The 21,705-nt window shown below is 54.2% G+C and carries 18 protein-coding genes; 7 read left to right on the top strand and 11 right to left on the bottom strand.

The genetic code is table 11. The features are described 5' to 3' along the window. Nucleotides 1-342 precede the first annotated feature (342 nt). Nucleotides 343-2,844 carry a GH116 family glycosyl hydrolase gene (locus SIC18_RS06830; protein WP_048346090.1) on the bottom strand — a complete coding sequence of 834 codons (2,502 nt, stop codon included), beginning with the start codon at nucleotides 2,842-2,844 and terminating at the stop codon, nucleotides 343-345. A 208-nt stretch (nucleotides 2,845-3,052) separates the two neighbouring features. Between SIC18_RS06830 and SIC18_RS06825 the strand changes: the two genes are divergently transcribed. Beyond that, on the top strand, nucleotides 3,053-4,591 hold the full coding sequence (locus SIC18_RS06825; RefSeq protein ID WP_413429111.1) for an MFS transporter: 1,539 nt from the start codon (nucleotides 3,053-3,055) through the stop codon (nucleotides 4,589-4,591). On the opposite strand, the gene SIC18_RS06820 is transcribed toward SIC18_RS06825, so the two are convergent. After that, nucleotides 4,576-4,845, bottom strand: coding sequence for a hypothetical protein (locus SIC18_RS06820; protein ID WP_048346088.1), 270 nt, complete (start codon nucleotides 4,843-4,845; stop codon nucleotides 4,576-4,578). The genes SIC18_RS06825 and SIC18_RS06820 overlap by 16 nt on opposite strands. A gap of 74 nt (nucleotides 4,846-4,919) precedes the next feature. Between SIC18_RS06820 and SIC18_RS06815 the strand changes: the two genes are divergently transcribed. Together SIC18_RS06815 and SIC18_RS06810 are read left to right on the top strand one after the other, a co-directional pair. Further along, nucleotides 4,920-5,420 (top strand): hypothetical protein, encoded by a 501-nt coding sequence (locus SIC18_RS06815; protein WP_284498576.1) that lies wholly within the window; start codon nucleotides 4,920-4,922, stop codon nucleotides 5,418-5,420. Next, nucleotides 5,417-6,391 (top strand): hypothetical protein, encoded by a 975-nt coding sequence (locus SIC18_RS06810; RefSeq protein ID WP_413429110.1) that lies wholly within the window; start codon nucleotides 5,417-5,419, stop codon nucleotides 6,389-6,391. The genes SIC18_RS06815 and SIC18_RS06810 overlap by 4 nt, the downstream gene beginning before the upstream one ends. Before the next feature lie 14 nt (nucleotides 6,392-6,405). Here SIC18_RS06810 and SIC18_RS06805 read toward each other — a convergent pair whose 3' ends face one another. Both SIC18_RS06805 and SIC18_RS06800 read right to left on the bottom strand, forming a co-directional pair. Next, nucleotides 6,406-7,524, bottom strand: coding sequence for a sulfotransferase family protein (locus tag SIC18_RS06805; RefSeq protein ID WP_413429109.1), 1,119 nt, complete (start codon nucleotides 7,522-7,524; stop codon nucleotides 6,406-6,408). After that, nucleotides 7,448-7,828: a hypothetical protein gene (locus SIC18_RS06800; RefSeq protein WP_413430475.1), complete on the bottom strand. Its 381-nt coding sequence runs from the start codon at nucleotides 7,826-7,828 to the stop codon at nucleotides 7,448-7,450. The genes SIC18_RS06805 and SIC18_RS06800 overlap by 77 nt, the downstream gene beginning before the upstream one ends. Nucleotides 7,829-8,232: 404 nt before the next feature. Between SIC18_RS06800 and SIC18_RS06795 the strand changes: the two genes are divergently transcribed. Further along, nucleotides 8,233-9,072, top strand: coding sequence for a helix-turn-helix transcriptional regulator (locus SIC18_RS06795; RefSeq protein ID WP_413430474.1), 840 nt, complete (start codon nucleotides 8,233-8,235; stop codon nucleotides 9,070-9,072). Nucleotides 9,073-9,199: 127 nt separating this feature from the next. On the opposite strand, the gene SIC18_RS06790 is transcribed toward SIC18_RS06795, so the two are convergent. The 4 genes from SIC18_RS06790 to SIC18_RS06775 form a co-directional block, all read right to left on the bottom strand. Further along, nucleotides 9,200-11,617: an arylsulfatase gene (locus SIC18_RS06790; RefSeq protein WP_053068507.1), complete on the bottom strand. Its 2,418-nt coding sequence runs from the start codon at nucleotides 11,615-11,617 to the stop codon at nucleotides 9,200-9,202. Nucleotides 11,618-12,118: 501 nt separating this feature from the next. After that, on the bottom strand, nucleotides 12,119-13,633 hold the full coding sequence (locus tag SIC18_RS06785; protein ID WP_413430473.1) for a metallophosphoesterase family protein: 1,515 nt from the start codon (nucleotides 13,631-13,633) through the stop codon (nucleotides 12,119-12,121). 41 nt (nucleotides 13,634-13,674) lie between these two features. Then, nucleotides 13,675-14,985 carry a diacylglycerol kinase family protein gene (locus SIC18_RS06780; RefSeq protein WP_048346082.1) on the bottom strand — a complete coding sequence of 437 codons (1,311 nt, stop codon included), beginning with the start codon at nucleotides 14,983-14,985 and terminating at the stop codon, nucleotides 13,675-13,677. A 63-nt stretch (nucleotides 14,986-15,048) separates the two neighbouring features. Next, on the bottom strand, nucleotides 15,049-15,903 hold the full coding sequence (locus SIC18_RS06775; protein ID WP_048346081.1) for an acid phosphatase: 855 nt from the start codon (nucleotides 15,901-15,903) through the stop codon (nucleotides 15,049-15,051). A 275-nt stretch (nucleotides 15,904-16,178) separates the two neighbouring features. Here SIC18_RS06775 and SIC18_RS06770 point away from each other — a divergent pair, with 275 nt between their 5' ends. Beyond that, nucleotides 16,179-16,580, top strand: coding sequence for a hypothetical protein (locus tag SIC18_RS06770; protein WP_245407249.1), 402 nt, complete (start codon nucleotides 16,179-16,181; stop codon nucleotides 16,578-16,580). Here SIC18_RS06770 and SIC18_RS06765 read toward each other — a convergent pair. Both SIC18_RS06765 and SIC18_RS06760 read right to left on the bottom strand, forming a co-directional pair. Then, nucleotides 16,572-17,399: a formylglycine-generating enzyme family protein gene (locus SIC18_RS06765; protein WP_245407248.1), complete on the bottom strand. Its 828-nt coding sequence runs from the start codon at nucleotides 17,397-17,399 to the stop codon at nucleotides 16,572-16,574. The genes SIC18_RS06770 and SIC18_RS06765 overlap by 9 nt on opposite strands. A gap of 190 nt (nucleotides 17,400-17,589) precedes the next feature. Then, nucleotides 17,590-18,597, bottom strand: a complete 1,008-nt coding sequence (locus SIC18_RS06760) for a neuromedin U (protein WP_413430472.1) — start codon at nucleotides 18,595-18,597, stop codon at nucleotides 17,590-17,592. Between the two features lie 144 nt (nucleotides 18,598-18,741). On the opposite strand from SIC18_RS06760, the gene SIC18_RS06755 reads away from it, so the two are divergent. After that, on the top strand, nucleotides 18,742-19,812 hold the full coding sequence (locus SIC18_RS06755) for an outer membrane protein (protein ID WP_413430471.1): 1,071 nt from the start codon (nucleotides 18,742-18,744) through the stop codon (nucleotides 19,810-19,812). 27 nt (nucleotides 19,813-19,839) lie between these two features. On the opposite strand, the gene SIC18_RS06750 is transcribed toward SIC18_RS06755, so the two are convergent. Further along, on the bottom strand, nucleotides 19,840-21,147 hold the full coding sequence (locus SIC18_RS06750) for a flavin monoamine oxidase family protein (protein WP_413430470.1): 1,308 nt from the start codon (nucleotides 21,145-21,147) through the stop codon (nucleotides 19,840-19,842). 178 nt (nucleotides 21,148-21,325) lie between these two features. On the opposite strand from SIC18_RS06750, the gene SIC18_RS06745 reads away from it, so the two are divergent. Continuing rightward, nucleotides 21,326-21,694, top strand: coding sequence for a hypothetical protein (locus SIC18_RS06745; protein WP_413430469.1), 369 nt, complete (start codon nucleotides 21,326-21,328; stop codon nucleotides 21,692-21,694). Nucleotides 21,695-21,705: the final 11 nt, after the last annotated feature.

The following is a 21,705-nucleotide window of genomic DNA, read 5'->3' as shown; positions in this document are numbered from 1 at the left end:
GGGCCACCAATGCACAGAGCCTTATCAACCGATTGAGAACACCCTGCTAGAAAAATCAACAGACATCGACCAACAGGAACCCACTAGACCAAGAAATCCTGCAAAGGGAGAATCTAATGTCTTACTGCGATTCATTAATCATCGATTTCAACAGCTTGCCTTTCAAAAGTGAAGATCATCAAACAACACAATGCCGAGTCGATCAAGCACAGTACAAAGTCATTGAGATTGGGATTAGAAGCATCCAAGAAGCCTTAATCCTCACTCCAACGGCTCCATTTCTTTTCAATGCTGCGACTTGATGTGGCAGCAATGATTGAACAGCGATCTGAGTTGGCATGACTACCCCCGCTGCGCACCTGGAATCGTTTCCCAATCGGTGTGCGTAGCCCAGAAGCCCCAAATCGCCATCGCCCTCAGGTAGTGGCAAGCCCGAAAGGTGTTCACGGCCGTAATTGCCTCTGGGGTGCGGAATTGCAAGCCACCGGCATACACCTGGGTCACGACCGCTGAGCAAATCGCTTCTGCGGTTTTGCCCTCACCCATCAAGCGGTAATAACTCGCAATTCCAAAGTTGATCCCCGTCCATACCTCCAAGGGATGGGTGCCATTGGGATCCAAGGGTGTGCCATCGCGGCGCAAGCCATTCGCCACCCCCAAGGATCCGCCAGCAAAGTTGTCAAAGCAGGCTTCCTTGATCGCCTTCAAGGTGCTTCGGCTGTTCTCCTCACTCACGACCGGAGGCAACCCCAGCAATCGCGCATAGAAATCACCGCAGAGCTGATCGGCCATCACCACCGGCGTGCCGCTTTCGGCATCGATGTCGTAGTACTCACCGTTCCAAAGAAGCTTGTCGAAATTGGCGCGTGATTGCTCCAACCAGCCACTAAAGGTGTGCTGCTCATCGCCGGTGTCTAGCCCGAGCTCCAATTGCAGCCGTTGCGCCATCGCCAATGCCGCTTCCAAGGCCGCAATCCAGAGCGCACCGCAGTAGGCACTTACCCCCTTTAGCGGCCAATCATCAAAGGTTTGATCTGGGGCTCCGCCGTTATCAGGGAGGCCATCGTCATTCACGTCAAATTGCTTGAGGTAGTGCAGGGCCTGTACCGCCGCAGGCCAGCACTCCGCCAGAAAGCTGAGGTCCTCTCCCGTGGGCGCCAATTTGAACGTACGCCACACCTGAAGCACGTAATCACTGGCGAGATCTTTCCAGAGATTGCAATCTTGATAGGCGGTGTAATTAGTGGCATCAAACGGAACCTCGTTCGGTGCTCCCAAATCGTGAGGTGTGGCCCCTTTCACCTTGCGATCCGCTTCCACCCTGCCGCGGCCCTGGGTGAAATACCAACCGATCGGCCGTTGGGTGGCATCGGCCGCTGGAATCGCCCGGGCAAAGCTGCGAATCACCGCCTTATCGAGTTCCGGCCAGAGCTGCAGCAGGGCAAAGGAGCCGTACAAACGCACATCAAGACTTTCGTACCAGGCGTAATCGAGGCACTCGAGCACCCCAAAGCGGCCGTAGGGATCCTTCGAGGTGGCGGCGGTCCATAGGCTGCCGCCGCTGGCGAGGTCATAGAGCTCATTGAACAGCGCCATGCGCAGTTCCTCGGGCAGCTCTTTACGCGCCAACACCGGCGCTTGCCAGGCTTCGATTTGCTCATGCCAAGACCGCCAATCGCGCAGTGCTTCTGCCGCAATCGCAGCTGCATGGCAGCCATCAACGCCATAAAAATCGCTGTACCGACGCAGGTCGCGCACCCCCGTCGCAAAGCTCGTGACCGGCAGATCCCAGCTGATCGCCACAGGAATCTCTCGGGTTTCACCCGGCGCCAGGGTGAGTTTCACGGCGATCGCCGCACTGGCATGCTCGCCCTTACGGCTGGCGCGATCGTTGTTGCTATCGGGGATCACCCCGTCAGCGGCAAAGGGCTGCCAGAGCTCGGCACCATCACCACTGGGATCCCAACGGCTGCAGCGCATCAGATCCACCCCTTCCAGCGTGTCGGGCAGGGCAAGACACCACTGCCCTTCCCCTTCCGCCACCGGCGTTGAACGCTTGCCATCAAGCAGCACTCCGCTCAGTCCATTGCCATCGATCCAGCGGTTGCTCTGGCCCTCGCCATCTCCAATCGCTGGGGCGTAGTTGTGCTCGGGGCTGCCGTCATCGCGAAAGTGCACCTCCGCCGATGCATCGGTGTTGGTGAACCAGCCCACCGTGTTGCGCCAACTCAGCAAAAGCGATACTTCTAAAGGCTTGTTGGTGGGGTTGGTGAGGGTCCAGCGGAACACCGCCACCGGATAACTGCTGCGTTGGTAATCACCAGGAAGGATCGGGCTGAACGCCTCGCAGCTCACTTCAGTGCGAAAGACCCCTTCGTAATGGTTCCAACTCAGGGGGTAACGAGCGGCATAGGTCCCGGTGCTGGTCTCCTCCGTGCTGGCGGGGTACCACTGCCAGCTGCTCAGCGGCTTGCCTGACTCCGGCCTGGAGTCATCGCGCGTTGGTTCTGTGGCAAAGGCATGGACACGCACCTGATCGCCCTGCTTTTCCCAAAGGGCGAATTGGCAATCGGGAATGCTGCCGTACCAATGCTCACCGCCATCGAGATGCCAGAGGTTGAAATCACCACGGGAACTACGGCCAATGCAGCCTGATCCAAAGCCACCAAGGGGCATCCCATGCCAGGGGCCATCGTCGAGGTTGCTGGCGTAGCGCACCGTGAACGGGGTCTGCCAGCCCAAGCCAAACGAACGGCTCCAGCTTCCTTCTGGGGGTTGCCAGCCCTTCCCTGATGAGCCGCGGCTCAGCCGTGAACGCAATGCGGACAGTCCGAGCGGTGCCATGCAGAGGCCGAAAGTGGCTCCAGATTGCCAGAACTGGCCAGAAGAGCCAGGGCCTTGCTAGGAGCAGGCATGGGGATCGATTGTCCAGCGCCGCCAGCCAACAGGCGCCTAAACCATTCTTCCCTGCATCCTTTGGACGGGCACCGGCAGCAACGCCCACACCCTTTCGCCGTTGACCATGCCCTGATTGAGAACGCGTGAGAACCCAGTGAAAATAGGCACTCTGAGGGAATTGCAGTCGCTAGCGTGCGTCCCTTATCTGGGCATCCTTGCCAGCCTGCAGCTGATCGACCCCAGCGTGGCGAATATCGCCTTGGTGAAAGCCAGCGATGCCTTGCAAATGAATGGCGCTGTGTTGGCCCTAGGTGCGAGCGTTTCCACCTTGGCCCAAGCCGCATCGGTGTTGGTGATGGGCTTTTTCGGCGATCGTTTTGGGCGGCGGCGGGTGCTCGCCGGTTCCTTGCTGCTGGCTCTGTTGGGGAATCTGCTCTCGATGCTGTCCAGCGAAGCGGGCCTGTTCCTGGTCGGCCGAGCCCTCACAGGCATCGCCCTGGGGTCGGTGCTGACCAGCACCTTTGCCAGCGTGCGCTTCGTCACCCCGGCCGCTGGCGTGAGCGCCGCCCTGGGCCTCTGGAACCTGCTGATCGTGGTGGGCTTCATCAGCGGCTCCCTGATCGGTGGCTGGATGGCCACGATCCATTGGCGCCTGTCCTTTTTGCTGGTGCCAATGATTTGCAGCGCCAGCCTGCTGCTCTTACCCACACTGCTGCCAGCCATTCCAGGCAATCGCTCCCTCAAGCCCGACCTCCCCGGCCTGACGAGTATTGCCATCGCCATGGTGCTGTTTTTATTCGGCATCAACCACGCAGCCTTAGGACTGCGCAGCCCTAGCTTCTGGCTGCCGGCCTGCAGCGGACTGCTGTTGTTTGTGCTGCACATCACCATTGAGCGTCGCAGCCGCAAACCGATCTTTCCGCCCAGGCTCTACCTGCGCGGTTTCTTTGCCGCAGCTGTGATCAACGGGATCGGCTGGAATGTGGCCCAAGCGGTGGTGCAACTGCAAACCAGCAACTTCTGGCAGCTGGTGCAGGGTTACAGCACCAGCGCTGTGGCCATCGCTCAGCTCCCCTTTTTGATCTGTTTTGGCGTGGCAGGGATCTATGCAGGACGCTGGATGGGTCCGGGCCGGCGCACCTTGGTCTTAATGGCGGGGGGCAGCCTGGCGCTGGTGCTCGGCCTGGCGCTATTCGCGGTCGTGCAAGTGCAAACGCCCTACTGGCAATTGCTGCCCGCCTTAATGCTGGCCGGCCTCGGCCTGGCCTTTGTGGCCGTGCCGCAATCCGCCCTGTTTGTTCAGGAAGCGCCAGAGGATTGTTTTGGGTCGGTGCTGGCGTTTCGCACCACCAGCGGCCAACTGGGCTTTGCCTTTGGGCTCGCCGCAAGCGGAACGATGATCAGCGGCTTTGGCTTCAACGATCTGCACAGCCGCATGCAGGCCGCTGGCCTGGGATTGGAACACCTGCCCCAACTCGATGAGCACATTCGTTTATTTCTGCGCAACAGCCCAATTTCGCTTGAGGGAGCTGCATCTCAGCAGCTTCTCAACCTTCTGCGAGAGGCCTACACCCAGGGGCTGGCGGGAACGATGTTGGTCGTGGCGGTGATCACGGCGCTGCTGTTTGCGATCAGCTTGCTGCTGTTGATCATTGGCCGCGAACAACAACTGCTCCATCAAGAGGGTTCCTGAGCGATGCCGTCTTCTGCATCAAGCAGGGCATCAAGCGTCACCGCTGTACGCACCAGCGCTTGATAGCGCTGCAACACTCGTCGATTGCGCTCCAGCCAGCGGGCCGCATCGGCCGGCGCATCACGGCTGCCCCCACCCACCAAACCGGAGGGGTTGTCCGCATCCATCAACTCCAGATCGCCCTGTTGGGCCAAGAGGGCCAGCAGCAAGTCGTGCAGACGTTGCCGGCGTTCATTGATCCCATTGGTGCACATTTAATTCGCACCGCAACATCTCTTGCCATCTTGAAGGGATGGAGGTCTGACGCCTCCGCGCACCCACCCTTTCAATGCTTGTTTCCCAACGAAGCAAGGTGCTGACAGCTCTGCTGGCGCTCTGCAGCGGCCTTGGCGCTCCAGCGGTATTCGCCCAGGAGCTTTACGTGATCAACACCACTTGCAGCACCCCAAACTCCCCCAATTTTTCCTGCCAGGTGCAGGCGATTGATGTAGATGACTCCACTGAATATCGCCATCGCTTTGGATCACGCACAGTGAGCTACCGCGTGATCGAAGACCCCTACGTCCGCATCGAAGGACGAGCCAGTAATAGCGAGGCGTGGACGTCCGTCAAAAACGCCACCATCAATTTCAAAACCGAACAGCTCTGCTTCAACAACAAGGCCTTTTGTGTGAACAATCCCACCTTCCTGGCCGATGTGCTGATCCAAGGCGGGCATGCCATTCAAGGCCGCACCCGCATCGGCATGGCTTTCGCAGATAACGGCCGCGTGGATGTGACCTGCTTTGACCAAGGCTGCGATCGACTGATGGAGGCGATTCAAAAATGACATCGAAAGTCAAAAAAACCGGTCTGGTAGGAGCGATCGGCGTTCTGCTGATGCTGCAACCGGCCGCAGTCCTTTCCGCCTATCAGGCCAATGGTGTTCTCACAGTTGAGGCGGCAACAGCATCTGCAACAGACGAGCAACTGATCAGCCAACGCGGTGGTCGAGGCGGCGGTGGCTCGAGAGGCGGTGGTTCAAGGGGAGGCGGTTCAAGGGGAGGCGGTTCTCGAAGCAGTGGTTCCCGCTCCAGTAGTCGGTCCAGCAGTGGACGCACAGGTTTCAGTTCCTACAGCGGCAGCCGCCAAAGCACGCGGCAATCCACCCGCAGCAACCGCCAAACCTCACGCAGCAGCTCGAGCAGCAACCGCCAAAGCTCACGCAGCGGGACCCGTGATCAACGTCAGACCAGCCGAATCGACAACCGGGGAACGCGACAAAACACCCGCAGCAGCAACATTGATTCCCGTCAGCAGGGACGAACAAGCCGCACGGATCAACGCCAGAGCGGCCGCAATGATCGGGTGAACAATCGCTCAAAGACCCGCCGCGATGCAGTCAACAACTGGGATCGCTACGGCAGTGGTTGGTACAGCGGATCGAGCTGGTCGAACAATCGCCCGTGGAACAACGGCTGGTACGGCGGGTCTTACTACAACAATTGGCGTTGGTATCCCGGCCAAGCAGCCGCCTGGGGTCTTGCTGGCATGGCCACCTTTGGCACCATCAACAGCTTGGTGAATTCAGCTCAATCCAACCAGGTGAGCTACATCGAAGTCCCAAACTCTGATTACTCGCTCTACTACCCAAGCGTGACGGCAACTGGAGATGTGGTGAGTTTTGAAGCCGACAACGGTTACGACACTGTGCGCTTCAACGCCAACTGCCGCAACGGCACCCTCAACGGCGGAGCTCCCTTGAATGCCAATGAGGCCCAATTGCTCAATGCGGCCTGTCAGGTGGCCTTTGGTCAGTAGCAAACACCAGCGGCTCAGCTGAGCAAGGCCTGCAGGCGTTGCTCAGCCGCCGGTTCCAACACAACTGGCTTGGCTTTGTAAGCCTTGCCCTTGGCAATACGGGCCGCAATCGCATCGCGTGCGCTGTCCCAGCCGCCAATCTCAAGAGCGCTGTAAATCCGCTGCAGCGTCTCTAGCGGTGACTGCACCAAGTCGTCGTACACAATCTCCACCAGCTGCCCCTTGGGGATCAAATGCCGCGACCGCGCGAAGGCTTCTTGCAATTGGTGATGGGCCGCCGCTGTTTCCTCCACTTGCTGGAGGCTGGATGGCGGCTCTTGAAGACCAACCAAGTGGGCCAAACGCTGCTTGACCTGCACGAGTGAACGAATCGAATCGATAGGCCGCCGGCGCAGATACACAAAACGCGCCCTTGGAAACAACCGAAGCAATAAGGCAATCCGAGCGGTGTGGGCGGAATTTTTGATCACGAGGTGGGTTTTCCCAGCACCTTCATACAGCCAGGTGAGCCGTGTGAAATGAAGCAACTGCTGCTCAAATTCGGGGGGACTATTGAGCACAGCGCGCCGGAAATGCCTTAGGTAGTGCTGCGGGAAAGCGATACCAGCCATGTTGGTATCCATGCTGAGCCGGGCCAACCCCACCTCGTCTTCTTGAGGATCATCGCCCCCCCAAGGCACGGCGTCGATCGGGCGATGCTGTGTCATCAACCTCTTCAACAAAGGCTTGAGCAACGGTTTCAGCACTAATGCAGCCTGGGGAGCAATAGTGAAGTGGTTGCGAGCGGTGGCGGCACAAGGGTCAGCTGCCAAGAGCTGATGCAAATAGGTGGTGCCGCTGCGCCAGTGGCCGATCACCACCACCGGGTCATCGGGGACAGCGCAAGTCTGAATCGTGCTGCCAAAGCCAAGGGATTGCAGCCATGCAAACGGCTCCACCACCAAGCCACTGGTCGTGAGCAATAGAGCAACGGGAAAACGCCTGGGCGACACGGCGCCATGCCTTAAACCCGCAAGCAACGTGGTGGGACGAATGCATCCCCCGGCAACTAATGCGTCAGAAAGGCTGGAAAAAGACAACACCACCTCTGGATACAGCAGCCCACAGCTGCAGAAATGCAGCGATTTGCGCATCTTCAATGTTTCGCAAATCCTCACTTGCGTGAGCAATTCGCCAGCGATTGAAAAATTTATGCATGATTTGCAATGTCGCTGAAAGAGGCGTGCGCATGGTGCAGATGCCAAGCGCAACACCCAGCCAGAGCTCCATCCCCTCCACAACGTCTGCAAGCTGCTCCTTGAGCACGAACTTCAACAGCGCCAGCGAGTTGGCTGTTGCCCTGTCGAGGCTGGGGAAAATATTTACATTCTGCAGCTGACACTCGGTCCTCTTGAAGGCCACTTCTCCGTGGTCCACCTTAAAGATCTCAGCATCCATAGCATTCAACTGCTCCTACTTAACAGCGAATACAGGAATGATTACATATACTTTCGCTTGTCAATCAAGCGTGCTCAGGCTAATTCTCACGGCCATTCTATCTTGACCGCAACCAACCTTTCTATCGTCTCAGCAATGGGCCACCTCAGAAAGGGTTGATCAAATCGTCACGCACTACACAAAACACATATTCTAAGGTTCACCAAATCAATCTCTTGTCTACCAGCATCACATGCACTGTGAGAAGTGGAGTCTTGACACCTCGTGGTACGGGTGCTCAGGCTGATCAGAGCACGAAAACCACCTTTCACTCTGCTAGCGAACTAAAGCAGCTGTTCAAACGGATTGGCAAATCACTTGATGCCGTTCAACTCAGCCCAGGCCCTCTAGAGGGATGCTTCACCATGCTCAACTTAGGCAACATGTGCCTGCTCGAAATTCGCACCAATCAGCGTCTACTTCTGAATGGAGAGAGGGGAGACGACTGCATGAGTTTTTGTTTTGAAGCGACGGGAGTAGCCGATGAACATCGGTTATTCAACCAGCCAATTGCCCCTTACTCCCTCAATGGTTTTCGTCAGGGACAAGTCGAATCCCATTTCCAACTCACAGCCAACAGCACCACTTTCCTAGCAATCCTGTCGATCCGTCGATTCAACTCTTTCATCTGCCATTACACAGGAGAAGAGCTTATCCCTCAACTAGAAACCAACAATTCATTGCAGATTACGCCTGTAATGCATGCACAGTTTCGGAAAAAGTTTAAAAATTTACTCCTAAATCCACCCCTGACAACGCTGCATCGACGAGAGGCAACAAACCATCTATACAGTTCATTCCTGAATGCTCTGAATGACAAGCACAATGTGGATTACATAACTTTTGCACCATCTCCCCGTCAAGAACTAGTCAGAGAATTTATAGATTGGGCCTTCAAGAATTCTCGCAATGACTTCAGCCTTGATCAAATCAGCGAATCGCTATTTGCATCGAGACGGACCCTGATCCAGGGAAGCAAAGAATCACTTGGCATGGGTCCGATGGAAATGATGAAACGTGTACGCCTCGAGCAAGTGAATTGGATCTTGCGTTCAACCGAAGCGCGTGCAGATGAAAATTTTAAAACGATCACCCAAGTTGCTCAACACTATGGGTTTCAAAGTCGTGGACATTTCGCCAAGGCTTACCAAAACCTGTTTGCAGAGGCCCCAAGCGACACATGGCTGAAGTCAACAAATAAATAGTTGATCCTTGCCATCGATCCCATCCGTGCAAATTTGAGATCCTGGTCGAAGGCAAAGTTCGAATACTTCTATGGTGGTATTTCTCATAAGGAAACACCACCGCTATTGAAGCAATTGATCGGTTCAATCAGCTTTTTGCATCACTCTCCTTGGGATAAATCTCAAGGGTAACCTTGTCGATCTGGCCGCCGTAAGCGCTATAGCGACGAGGTCCGATCGTTTTAACCGTCACCGCAGATCCGCGGTCGAGACCCACGTCCGCACCCTCATCGATCGAGAAGCGAGATGCGATCGTTTTATCTAAACGACCTTCAGCCACCACCTCGTTGTTGAGGATCATACGCACATCAGCACCCTTCCCAGTGCCACCACCATCGTAATCGAGCTCAAAGCGAACAACAGATTTACCCATAGGCAATGGCTTATTGCTCTTGAAGGTAAAGAGATCTCCCATGTAGTTGTAGGTATATGCAGGCTTATTATTCTCAACGTACAACGACCAGCCGCCAAATCGCCCGCCCTGCGAGAAGATCACGCCATCTTCTCCACCGCCTTTCACATCAACATAGGCCGTCACACTGTTCGAAACGTTCTTCACATTGATGATCGAGTCTTCGACCATGTTCCAGGCATAGGGATACAAATCCATGGAGGTTCGATCACCTAAAAGCGTTGGCCGCCCGGCAACAGAAGGCACAAGACGCTCGAGAAGACGATCATCCAGTGGCAATACCTGATTCTCAATCGCCTCCTCCATAAACTTCGCCTTCATGGCCTCAAGACGCTCAGGATATTGGGCAGCCAGATCATTCGAAAGGCTGAAATCAACCGTGGTGTCATACAGCTCCCAACCATCATCTGCCGCAACCGTGTTCATTCTCTTCGGCGCCATCCAGGGATACATGATTGTTGCCCGCGCCATCCAACCATTGTGATAGATCCCACGATTACCAATAATCTCGAAATACTGCGTGTTGTGCCTTTCTTTCGCACCTGGATTATCGAATGTGTACATCAGGCTGGTTCCTTGCATGGGGATCTGTGGGATGCCATTGATCATGGTGGGCATCGGCAGATTGGCCGCCTCAAGAATTGTTGGGGCCACATCATTCACATGCGAGAACTGTGTGCGTAGCCCACCACCTTGTTTGATGCGTTTCGGCCAATGAATCACCGTGCCGTTGCGTGTTCCACCGAAATCACCAGCAACCTGTTTAGAGAGAGCAAAGGGTGAATTGAAGGCGATTGCCCAGCCCATGTGATACATGGGATAAGTCGTCGGTCCTCCCCACTCATCAAGCTTGGCCTCCTGTTCGTCAGGCGTTTCTCCAACACCGTTGAGGTAGTGGTTCCAATTCCACTGACCAGTCCTATCCCCTTCAACACTGGCGCCATTATCACCAGTGATGTAAATCACCAAAGTATTATCTAACTCGCCAAGATCGTCGATCGCCTTGATCAAACGTCCGGCTTCGTGATCGGAGTGCTCAGTAAAGGCAGCAAAAACTTCTGCTTGACGGGCATAGATTCGCTGCTGCTGAGGCGTGAGGCTATTCCATTTGGGAATACTGTCTGGAGCCTTGGCCATCTGAGTGCCTTCGGGAACAATCCCTGCCTTGATTTGATTCTGAAGATTGCGCTCTCGAAGAACATCCCAGCCCTCATCAAACTTGCCTTTGTATTTGGCAATCCATTCCTTACCCACATGATGCGGGGAGTGCGCACCGGCTGAGGAGTAGTAGACGAAAAATGGCTTATCCGGCTTGATTGACTTCTGTTGGCGTACCCAGCCGATCGCCTGATCGGTCATGTCTTCTGTGAAGTGATATCGATCTTTCTTCGGTGCATCGACAACGGTGACACCATCGTGAATGGTGGGTTCCCACATATTGTCTTCCGCCCCAACAAAGCCGTAGAACTTCTCAAAGCCCTGGCGCGTTGGCCAACGGGTCTGAGGGCCGGCCGCCGTGGTCTCACGGCCTGGTGTTTCATGCCACTTGCCGAAGGCCGCAGTGTTGTAGCCATTGAGTCTCAGGATTTCTGCAACTGGCACGGCATAGTCCGGCACCACGGTGGAATTCCCCGCATAACCAGTGGCGATCTCTGGGATCGATCCCGTATTGACCTTGTGGTGATTGCGACCGGACTTCAACGCCGCCCGAGTCGGTGCACAGAGGGCTGTGGTGTGAAATTTGTTGTAACGCAACCCATTATCGGCAAGCTTTTCCGCCGTCGGCATGTTCACCACGCCGCCAAATGCGGACGGAGCTGCATAACCCACATCATCCAGGAGAATGATCACCACATTGGGAGCACCGGCTGGTGCCGTCACCTCCCACTGAGCTGGCAATGGAACCTCCGAAGGGAGCACCTTGGTGACCTTTTCTGGCCTCGGCTCAGCGATCGGGAGCCTGGTTCGATTAAAAACTGCTCTGGAATTTTGATTGGGTGCGGCTTGGCTAATCGATGCTGTTGAAAGAATCATGATTCCACCGCCCAAAGCAATCTGTTTGGATAGGCGAGTGAAACGGGATCGAACAGACATAACGCAGGGAAATGAAAATGGTTGGTTCAACGGCGTTTGGGCTTTGAAACAATTCCAAAGCGCAAATGGTTAAAAATCACGAGTAATCGAGCTGTTGCCGCCGATTGGATCGATAGGTATCCACCCGGAGCGACACCAGAATCTTCAGTGACCCATTGGAGACACTTCCAATTCAAGGTGAACTTATTGTTTAGACGGGTCATCGACGTTTGTCTGAGACTCTCCGCAAATTTGCACGATTAGGACCAGCCTCAGTGCGGAGTCAGGCATTGCTCCTTGCAGGTCGCCGGCTGGATAGCTCCACGAGAATGGGCAGATTCATGCTTTTTGCCCATTGATCAATCACAAAAGATCATCATTCAGCTGTCTCAATAATCTTCACAAGACCCATCAAGATTGATCCTTGCCATCGTTCAACACTGGGTCCGTAGCCGTCCTTAGGGCTCAACCTGCAATCACGGTGGTGTCGATGCCAGAACTGAAATCCTGATGAGCCCTGAGTCACGTCCGTAGGGTGATCGGCTCCGGGTCTGCATCAAGCCAACCGTTGCTGTCTCGACACGAAACCAAAGGCGTTAAACGGATGCTGAGGGGGCGACCCTCTGCAATGTCGACCCGCAGGCCGCTATAGCCATTGCGTCCCTGCGCAGCTGTCCAGTTCCGACCGACAAACAGCTTGCTGGTTGCCACCACCTTGGCCTCGCCTTCCGCTTGGTCTTCGATGAGCTCGGCTCCTTCGCGTCGCTGAGATCGCAATCCATAGCCGCTGCCTCCGCAAATCACCCAGTTGAGGTGGCTGTCTGCATGTCCGGTGTCATGGGTGCGCAGCACCTCCAGGCAATGGGCGTGGCCACTGAGCACAAGATCAACGGGTTTGGTCGATCCGAGCTCCTCCCCTAGAGCCCTCACAACGGCATCGAACACATCGCGCAATTGTCTGCGAATCGCATGCGTATCGGCCTGGTTGCATTTTGTTTTCTCAGTGACATATGCAGGGTGATGCATCGTCAAAATCCTGCCCCTCACCGATGGATCGCGATGGGATGCGATTAACCCCTCTTTGAGCCATTCCAGTTGCTCATGGTCAACCATCACGCCTTGTTTGATCTGATTGATTTGATTGATTTGACGTTGAAGATCGAAGCATTCCTCCTGGAGCGTCTCTAGCTCATCAAACAGTTCATCCCGATGGTCTTCATCGAGGCTGCTACTCGCCAATGTTTTGTAGATAAGGGTTTGGCGTTCTTCCAGAATCCGTAAATCCCCCCTGAGGTTGCGTCGGTTGCTCGTTGGTTTTTCAGGGGTAATCAGGGTGTTCGAATCGATCGCGAACACATCGACACCAGCATGTCGGAAACGGAAATAACGATTTGGCAGACGGGTGTTCACACCGGGCCGGTATCGCAAACATCGCTGTCCATCCCAAACTGCGTCGTAATGCAAGTTGAGATGGGCTGTGAGTCGGGCTGGAGGTATTTGATTCAGAACATCCAAAAAAACACGGGCGTAGGCCTCGCCTTGCCTAGAACCTCGCCATCCCGCGTCGATATCATCGAACCATTGCAAATAGCGGCGCAACGGAAGGGTGAGGCCCGCGAGTAAGGCAACAGGCAGAGATAGATCGTAGTAGTCGTGATTGCCTGGTACTGGCAGGAATGGCTGGTTAAAGACCAGGCCTTCAGGGCTGATGCTGTTCCAATCATTACCGTGATGAAGCCATTCCCGGTAAGGCCTCATAAAATTGAGGCGATACTGATCCAAAGCGCCTACCAGGTAGACCACATCTCCGGTATGCAACACAAAGGCTGCATCCGCTTTATGGGGTAGCAGTCGTTCAGCAATCCGACGGGGAGGACTCTGGAAGCGATGACGACCAGTGCCACTGTCGCCCAGAACCAGAAAGTGAAAGGCTTCATCGATCCCAGGGTTGTTCTTCCCCCGGTCGATCACGAGCCTGGTCTGGTCAATTCCTTGGCGAATCAGTTCCGGATGGTTCCAGCGCACGCGAGCGGACATTTTGCTGATCTTCCGCTGGATACTGGGATCGCTGGCGAAGTTCAAGATTTGAGGGGGATTGGAGCTACAACCTGCAAGGCTCCGGGATTCACGCTCACAGTGATGGTTTTCGCATCGAGAACTTCACCATCGATCACCAGTTTCTGTACATCATTCAACTCAATCTGTAATTGTTTGGTTCGAAAACAAGCAATGTTGTTGTTGTGATTGGCGCTGCTGCTCATGATCGCTGACCAAGCAAGACTTGAGAGCACTGAAAGTCCACTAATGCGGTCCTTCGGAGAGGCAACGATGACCTCGAGCAATCCATCGTCGGGAATAACCTCGCCGAAACCCTGGGCCATCAGGGATGTGGCCGGAGCGGCGTTTGCCATCGTGATAGCACTGGCATCAAGCCTGTATTCCTGTCCGTCAATCTGCATCGTGGCATGGAAAGGTTGTTGATCCACTAACTGCCGAGCACCTGAAAAAATGTAGGCCATTGGGCCAAGGATGTTCTTCAATTCGCGGCTCGCTTTGTCAACCATTCCCGCTTCAAAACCGAGGCCTGCCAACAAAATCATCGGTCGGTTGTTGCACAATGCGACATCAACGCGACGGAGATTGCCAAGAAGCAAATTCGTGCAGGCAGCCTTTAATCCTGTAGGAATTCCCAGCGCAACCGAGAAGGCATTGGCGGTGCCACGGGGAATGATGCCAAGGGGAATATTGCTGTCTTGAAGTGCGCTAGCAACGGCGCCAACGGTTCCATCGCCTCCTGAAGCAATAATGATCGATTGTCCTTCCCCATCAGAATCAAAGGCTTGGATCTCCTTGATCAAGTCTTTGGCTTGTTCCGCGGGATCTAAGTCGGGTCGAGTCATCCAGATCTGCAGCATGAACTGCGGTTCGAGATGGCCGCGGATTTCGGCAAGTTCAGTTTCAGGATCTCCCTGGCCGGCAACTGGGTTAAAAATCAGATACCCCCTACGACTCCTTTTGACGCCCTGCATCAGTGCAGATGCTGTCGCTGGATTCAGGGCGATCGGTAGGTCGCTGAGCAGTGCTGCACGAACCAGAGGTTCTGACAGCACATCTCTGGCTTGACGTTCAGGTGGTGAAGGGAAGTGGATGAGACCACTGATCTCTCCGTTGAGGATTGTGGCGGCCATCGCAATGTCTCCACCTTGGCGAATCGCCCGGCCCCGAATGATCGAGAGGTCCTTGAAGTCATGTCGCCGGGCGAGCTCCTGCAACACGTCGTCTCCGATCAAGAGTGAAAACCCGGAGAGGAGTTGGGTGTTGTTAACGATCCATGTCCCCAGAGCCGGGCAAACATCGAGATCAGCATTCAGAACAAGGGTTGAGGGCATTGCTCGGTCCTGGGATAAGTCGTCGTCTAGCGATGGAGTGAGAAATCGTTTTCCCCTTGGCCATCAGGGACGCAACGCGTTCTGCTCAAGCTCGCAATCGAGGCCCGTTGCGCTGGAATTCAACGCTTGTTGCTGCTGAATTTCTAGTGCTGCCGCACGTAAGTCAGCACGAAAAACAGGATTGGCCTGGAGTTGTGCCACCGTTGCTGCGCCCATCAGAAGGCCCGCCTGCACGTCGCTGTACCAGTGCACATTGCAAACATTCCGGCTCTTGCCGAATTCCCTTCCCCTCTGAAGGATTTGATCCTGTTGGTTCGGCACAATTTCACTGAGGATCAGAGCCCAAGCCCAGCCCACTGAGGTATGGCCGGATGGATACGACCAGTCGGTGGTGAGCTCATCCACTTCATCGGGTGTGCAGATCGGCTGCCCATTAATCAAAAAAGGTCTTCGCCGCTGGTAATGCTCCTTCGCTTTGTAAGTCGCAAGCCCTGCATCCGTCAGTGTTCGACGCAGAAGTGTGTAGAGCCGTGGGGTCTCCTCCTCAGAGATCTCGATCCCGAGGGTGCATGAAAAGGCTGCAGCTGCTGCTGGGAAGGAGAGTTCGGCATCACCGGCCGCCAGTTGCCAACGCGAACTTCCCTGACCAGGAAAACTCGCCGTGGCAACCTCTTCGTCGAGAGCAAAGGCTGCCGATCCTGGCGTGGGAGGCGGATCGAGCAGTTTCAAAGAATCGGGCCGTGCTTCTTGTGCCAGATATCCCTCTAGAAGACCACGTTTTAATTCCTTCAGCACGGGAGGGGATCCAATGTTGGATTCACAGTGAGGTGGTGCTTCCGCAGCTTGGGCAGAGCCTCCTAGGGGCACCCCCCCGCAAAGCAAAGCCAACATCAACAGACTAATTTCAAGCCGGTGCATCCGAGAAAAAAAGCTTCCTTATGACCTAGCAACTTGGTTCGAGAACAGCCATCGAAAGGTGTTGATTTCGCACGAATCGGATCACCATCCTTCGTTCGAGACAATTCAGCATCTGCTATCACAAGAATGCTAAATCAAACAAATTCTAGAAACTTGAGTGGTACCACAAAGGGGTAATCCTGAGGATCAGCGCACTCCCTATTAGGCCTCATATGAGTCAAAGCCAAGCCAAAGATTGACCCACCAAAAGGAATCCAAACAAAGTGCAGGTAGCCTTGACTTCGATCGTCAAGTTAAAAGTAAGGCTCGTGGCCCATACCTCCCTTCTGTACCGTTTCGCTGCCGTCATTGAACTGGTTACAGGGGCATCGCTGCTGGTCCTTCCAACATTGGCCATGCAGTTACTGTTCCGATCGCCTCCCAGTGCCGCAGGCGAACAGCTCACACAGCTGTACGGACTGGCGCTCATAGGGCTAGGGGTGGCGTGCTGGGGCAACCCATGCCCAGCGGCTGCAAAACGTGGGTTACTGATTTACAACTGCACTGCCTCAATCCTCTTGTTCGCCTTGGCGGTCCGGGATTTGTCAGGTGGAGTTGCCGTCTGGCTTGGAACTGGGATTCACCTCACACTCAGCGTGTTGATGATTCGTGATCAGCTCCGAAAGATCTCAGTCTGAATCCGCTGCACAACGGAATCCCATATGGCAAGTTGCCGTATCAATCGTTTGTCCCATCAAAGCCGCTGGCCTGAAGCGGTGGCAGTAGTTCTCCGCACACAGAAAGGATCCCCCCTTGATGATCCGACGCTCTTGCTCACCTTTGGGAACAGGAAACAATGTGGAGGTCCACTCCCAAACATTGCCGCACATGTCGACAAGGCCGTAGCCATTGGGTGGAAAAGATCCCACAGGAGACGTCCAAAACCATCCGTCAACCTGCTCGTTCTTCCAGGGGAAAGGTCCTTGCCAGACATTGGCAAGCCACTGACCACCAGGTGTCATTTCCTGACCCCACGCATAGTTCTGCTGAATCAAGCCGCCTCTGGCAGCAACCTCCCATTCATCAGCAGTCGGTAAACGTTTGCCAATCCATTGGGCGTAGGCAAGCGTGTCTTCGTAGGCGAGATGAACGACAGGATGATCCATCCTGTCTCCGATGCTGGAATCAGGCCCCTGGGGATGCCGCCAATCGGCTCCTTCGATCAAGGCCCACCAAGACATCGGTTGATTGCGATCGACGGTTGGCGGCGGCGGAATGAACACCGCTGACTCCGGATTCTGTTGATCCGGCGGCAGGTTTGGATACAAAACAGGATCGGGAGGCTTCTCAGAGACCGTTACATACCCCGTTTCAGAAACAAAATGGGCAAACTCAACATTGGTAACGGGAGATTGGTCAATCCTAAAAGACTTCACCTCAACGGAACGAACGGGCGCTTCTTCTGGATAAAAAGAATCACAACCAACGACATACTTGCCTGACGGGATAACGATCATTTGATCATTTTGAATACTCATAGGAGCAAAGAAACAATCCAAGACTAGCAGAAAAATCCGGAGCGAATCCAAGCCACCAGAAAACACAAATCTACGGCTTATTGAGAAATTTTAATGCCATCATCCCACTCTTAAATCATCAAAAAGCTCCATAAATCCTGAATTCAACTGCCATAGCTATCAATTAACTTCAGCTGCCAGTGGGGAACAGAAACTGCACTTGAGCACGGAATGTCCAATCTCCCAAGAGAGTTTCTCCAGCAATTTCAGGCTTAACAAGATTATAATAAGCGCTAAGAGAAGCGTTAACTGGCTGCTTTCCCACTACAAAGACTCTACCAAAGCCAGCACCAACAGGAACCGTCCAACCCTTATTATCTGGCGTGTTCCAATTTGCAGTAATAATTGGAGAACTGGTCAAATACCAACCCTTAGGAAGATTGTAATTCAAAAAAGGCTGGATCAGCATTTTATTGACATCACTTTTCTTACCATCACCAGCAAACGACCAAATATTATTAATTAGGCCACCGGCCACAACCTTTCCTTTGGTATAAACCAAAACGCCCGTAGGCCCTGCACTCCACTGCCCGGAACTGAGCCTACTGTCGGTAGCCGTTGGAAGAACTACCGTAGGCCCCACTCCAACAGTGAAATTGCCCTTCAACGTTGGCACAATGAAAACCGAAGGATTGATATCTCCAAGCGCCTGAATCGAGGTACCGCCAACCCAAGGCTGGGAAATAAAAGGCACAATCGTACGAGTCACCAATGTCAGGCCATCGCTCACCTTGAAGGGAACGACCGGCTGCACATTGACAACATTTTGAGTCTGATTGCGCTTGGCATTGGGATCCAAAAGATTCGGAGCCCATTGTGTGTTTGGGGTGCTATTCCATTGAATGGGCAGGCTGATCAAGCTAGCAATCGGGTTTTGTGCCGCTTTGGCCAATGAACCCTCTTCCGCCGCTTTCGCTTCGCCTGGAGTCACCGTGACCGGTTGATTCTCCGTGCCAGGCTCAGCATTATTGGAAGCTTGGGCGATCTCACTATGGACTAAAGGTGAGAAATCAAAATCAACGGGGTCGGCTACCAAATATTGAGCCTGATCTTGCGCTCGCACACCTGAAGGGGCCAGAAGGGCAGCACATCCAAGCAGCCACGTCAGAGCAAAACACCCACGGAAACGCGAAGACATTAATCGATAAATAAAAGCAAGTGAGTTTTATTGCATCCAATCAAATCGCCAATAGGATTTCACCAAAACAAGCACGAATGGGATCAGACAGCGCAGCAGGAACAGAGGACTCCCCCTAAGTTTCGAGGACTTTCAATGCCGCTCGTGACACGCCTTCTCCCCCTGGCTCTCCTCGCACCGCTGAGCTCGTTGTGCATGGACGTCGCGACAAAACCATTGAATGCGGCGGACTACATTGATCACAGCGAATCTCAAAACAAGACTGAGTTAGCCGCCAACGTTGAAAGTGATATCAGCGAGACAGAAACAATAACACCTCTCATCCTTAGTCAAGAGAGTAAAGAAGATGCACAAAACAACGAGAAAGAAGAGGAAGATAGTTGGCGTGTTTATCTTGACCTCTATGCATTCTTGGTACCAACAACCTATAGCTCGACAACGATCAACGGTAATAAAAATGATGCCGAACTTTCCCTCTCGGATGTAATCGAGACCATCGACGAAGCGCTCACCTTCAAAGCTCAGGTTGAATACGGCCGATTAGGTTTGATGGCCGGTGTTTACTACGGGAGCCTATCTACAAGCGGATCCAAATCCTTCTTCAAGGAATCAACGAACCCCTTGCGCAATCAGCTGGGACTTCCTTCCGCACTCAGACAGCGCACGATTCGTGTCAAAGGAGATCTTGATGTCGATGTTGATGCCAATCAGACCATCGTTGATCTGGCATTCCGCTACCGGGCAGGAGCGATTCAAAAACCACGGATGGAAAAAGGAAGTGGCAGTTTCCTTGGCATAGTTGGAGCGCGAGTGATCGATGCCAACATCAACACGAACTTTTCCGCTCGCAACGAATCCACAGTTTCCGTGGAGGGTCGGCGTGTAAGTCGTGAGAACACGCGCAAACTGGAGAGAGCCTCGAGAGAAAGCTTTGGCAACACCTGGGTGCAACCTCTGATCGGTGCTTTTGGCACCTATGCCATCAGCGAAGACTGGCAGGCGTTTGCCTATCTGGATGCCGGCGGATTTGGCCTAAGTGGGGAAAAGGATCTGAGCGGAACGGCGCAGGCAGGGATCGCCTACGCCCTTGGAAACTCTGCCCAGATCTCACTTTCCTACAAGTATTTCGGGCTTGATTACGCCGGAGGCGGAGGCAACGCCTACAGCGTGGATCAAAGCGGCGTGAACCTCGGCCTGCGCTGGTTCTTTAACTGATAAGAACAGCTCGTGAGCCCTAACCTTTCAAGAAGCGAAGCTATCAGCCACATTGACTGCCGTGCGGGATCCACTGGCAATCGCTCCCTCAATGAACCCACGCCAACCCTGGGCATGATCTCCAGAGGCAAAGAAGAGATGACCTTCTTGGCGGGGTAATTCATCGGTGAATCGTGCAACTGTTCCAGGGCGATAGGTGCACCAGCTGCCTCGGGAGAGATCGTCTCCACCCCAGTCGTGCCCGAAAGTGGAGAGCACTTTTATCCCTGGAATGAATTCCTCCAGCACGGGCTGCCAATCTTCGACCGACTTCTCCAAAGCGTCAGGTTCAAGGCTGAAACCAGCGAGCACCGAGTGCTTCTCACCCCGCTTGTAAGTGAAGCTGCCGATCAGGGCTGAATCCGTTGAGCGTGAAAGAGTCATCACCGCGCCGGGATCGCCCTGCACTTCAAAAAACACCTTGCAACCCCCACCGACATGCTTGAGCTTCGAGGCCGCCAGCTTCACATCAGATAGGGGAGGTTCAAATTGCACGTTGTGGAGCACATTCAAAGGAACGGTGACCACCGCGCGCTGAGCGATCACCCGCTCACCAGACTCCGTGGTGACGCTCACACCCTCGCTGGTTTGTTGAATGAAGCGCACAGCAGTGCTGAGTGCTACCTCGAAACCACCATCTCGGGTGATCGCCTCCACGAGTGCACCGGTTCCTTTTGTGAGTTTGTAGCGAGCTGCTGTGTCGTTGAACAGCTCATAGTTCCAACCGGTGAGTGACCAGGTGCGCATCATCTCCACATAGGAGGCATTCTGCGGTTGATTCATGGAAAGGATCTCCAAAAACCCTCCAAGACTGGTGCGCTGCAAAGGTGTGAGATCGAGCGCATTGAGACGGTCAGCAACGGACAGAACATCCCTTTCACACACAGCATCCCAGCAGTGGTGAATGTCATAGGGGCGCTCCCACACCCCCTTTGATTCGGCAAAGAAGCGGTTGAAGCCTTCGACGAATTCACCCAGTTGGCCTTCCTGCAGCTCCTGAACCGTGCCGTCGATCTTGATCGCTATGCGCTCAGCGACACAACCTGGTGTTTCCTGAACCTCCAGCCCATAACGTTCTTTCTCAGCCCATACAAACGGCTGAGTCCAGTGAATCCATGTGCCACCCAGCTCCACATGAAAGCCATTGCGCTCCTCGTAATAGGTACGGCCTCCCAAGCGATCTCGCGCCTCCAGCACAATGGTGCTCAGTCCTCTCTTCTGAAGATCTCGTGCCGCAGTAACACCGGCAAATCCACCCCCGATGATCACAACATCGTATGAAGTCTTAGCAGCCATCAGATCACTTCAAACACATTGACCATCATCAACTTTAAAGAAGAAAGCAACGTGTTCCCAAGATCACACCATGAATGTGCACTCACGGGACCATCAAAACAACGACCTATATTTAACCTGCAAATAACAACCCAAAGAGAAGTTATCCATGAAAGCAGTTCATTCTATGGCATACGCCATGGGCGCCATCTTCATCCTTGGCGAAACATCGAGACGCGGTCTTGATTATTTCAGCATCAACGCCACGACGATGCTGGAAGATTACGGGTCAGGACTTTTATTGCTTCTTGCGGCCGCAGCATGCACCGCAAAGATGGCGAATGCCTCTCTATACCTTGCCGGGTCCTGGGGATACGCCGCAGGCGGAATGTTTGTTCCATTTTTTGCCCATTTAGAGGCCTATTTGCGTGGTAACACCTTCAGGCCAGATCATCCGATTGAGGATGTGAACTCCATCATCGTGAAAGGCATCATCTGGGGAATTTGCCTTGTGTTCTTCATTGCCAGTCTTCGCAACAACGTCAGGAGCCAAGAATCTGGCTCCTGACGAAGGAATTC

Origin of the sequence: Synechococcus sp. Cu2B8-bc1011 (genome assembly GCF_047302735.1) — a bacterium.
GTDB lineage: Bacteria > Cyanobacteriota > Cyanobacteriia > PCC-6307 > Cyanobiaceae > Synechococcus_C.
Note: the sequence above shows the minus strand (reverse complement) of the source record. Positions and strands in the feature narration are given on the sequence as shown.

Bases quoted from the DNA above. Each gene is read 5' to 3' on its own strand.
- SIC18_RS06810 (WP_413429110.1), top strand. From the start codon at position 5,417: ATGACATCGAAAGTCAAAAAAACCGGTCTGGTAGGAGCGATCGGCGTT.
- SIC18_RS06760 (WP_413430472.1), bottom strand. From the start codon at position 18,597: ATGTCTTCGCGTTTCCGTGGGTGTTTTGCTCTGACGTGGCTGCTTGGA.
- SIC18_RS06765 (WP_245407248.1), bottom strand. From the start codon at position 17,399: ATGATCGTTATCCCGTCAGGCAAGTATGTCGTTGGTTGTGATTCTTTT.
- SIC18_RS06795 (WP_413430474.1), top strand. From the start codon at position 8,233: ATGCTCAACTTAGGCAACATGTGCCTGCTCGAAATTCGCACCAATCAG.
- SIC18_RS06785 (WP_413430473.1), bottom strand. From the start codon at position 13,633: ATGTCCGCTCGCGTGCGCTGGAACCATCCGGAACTGATTCGCCAAGGA.
- SIC18_RS06820 (WP_048346088.1), bottom strand. From the start codon at position 4,845: ATGTGCACCAATGGGATCAATGAACGCCGGCAACGTCTGCACGACTTG.
- SIC18_RS06815 (WP_284498576.1), top strand. From the start codon at position 4,920: ATGCTTGTTTCCCAACGAAGCAAGGTGCTGACAGCTCTGCTGGCGCTC.
- SIC18_RS06800 (WP_413430475.1), bottom strand. From the start codon at position 7,828: ATGGATGCTGAGATCTTTAAGGTGGACCACGGAGAAGTGGCCTTCAAG.
- SIC18_RS06830 (WP_048346090.1), bottom strand. From the start codon at position 2,844: ATGGCACCGCTCGGACTGTCCGCATTGCGTTCACGGCTGAGCCGCGGC.
- SIC18_RS06780 (WP_048346082.1), bottom strand. From the start codon at position 14,985: ATGCCCTCAACCCTTGTTCTGAATGCTGATCTCGATGTTTGCCCGGCT.
- SIC18_RS06805 (WP_413429109.1), bottom strand. From the start codon at position 7,524: ATGCGCAAATCGCTGCATTTCTGCAGCTGTGGGCTGCTGTATCCAGAG.
- SIC18_RS06750 (WP_413430470.1), bottom strand. From the start codon at position 21,147: ATGGCTGCTAAGACTTCATACGATGTTGTGATCATCGGGGGTGGATTT.
- SIC18_RS06775 (WP_048346081.1), bottom strand. From the start codon at position 15,903: ATGCACCGGCTTGAAATTAGTCTGTTGATGTTGGCTTTGCTTTGCGGG.
- SIC18_RS06790 (WP_053068507.1), bottom strand. From the start codon at position 11,617: ATGTCTGTTCGATCCCGTTTCACTCGCCTATCCAAACAGATTGCTTTG.
- SIC18_RS06745 (WP_413430469.1), top strand. From the start codon at position 21,326: ATGGGCGCCATCTTCATCCTTGGCGAAACATCGAGACGCGGTCTTGAT.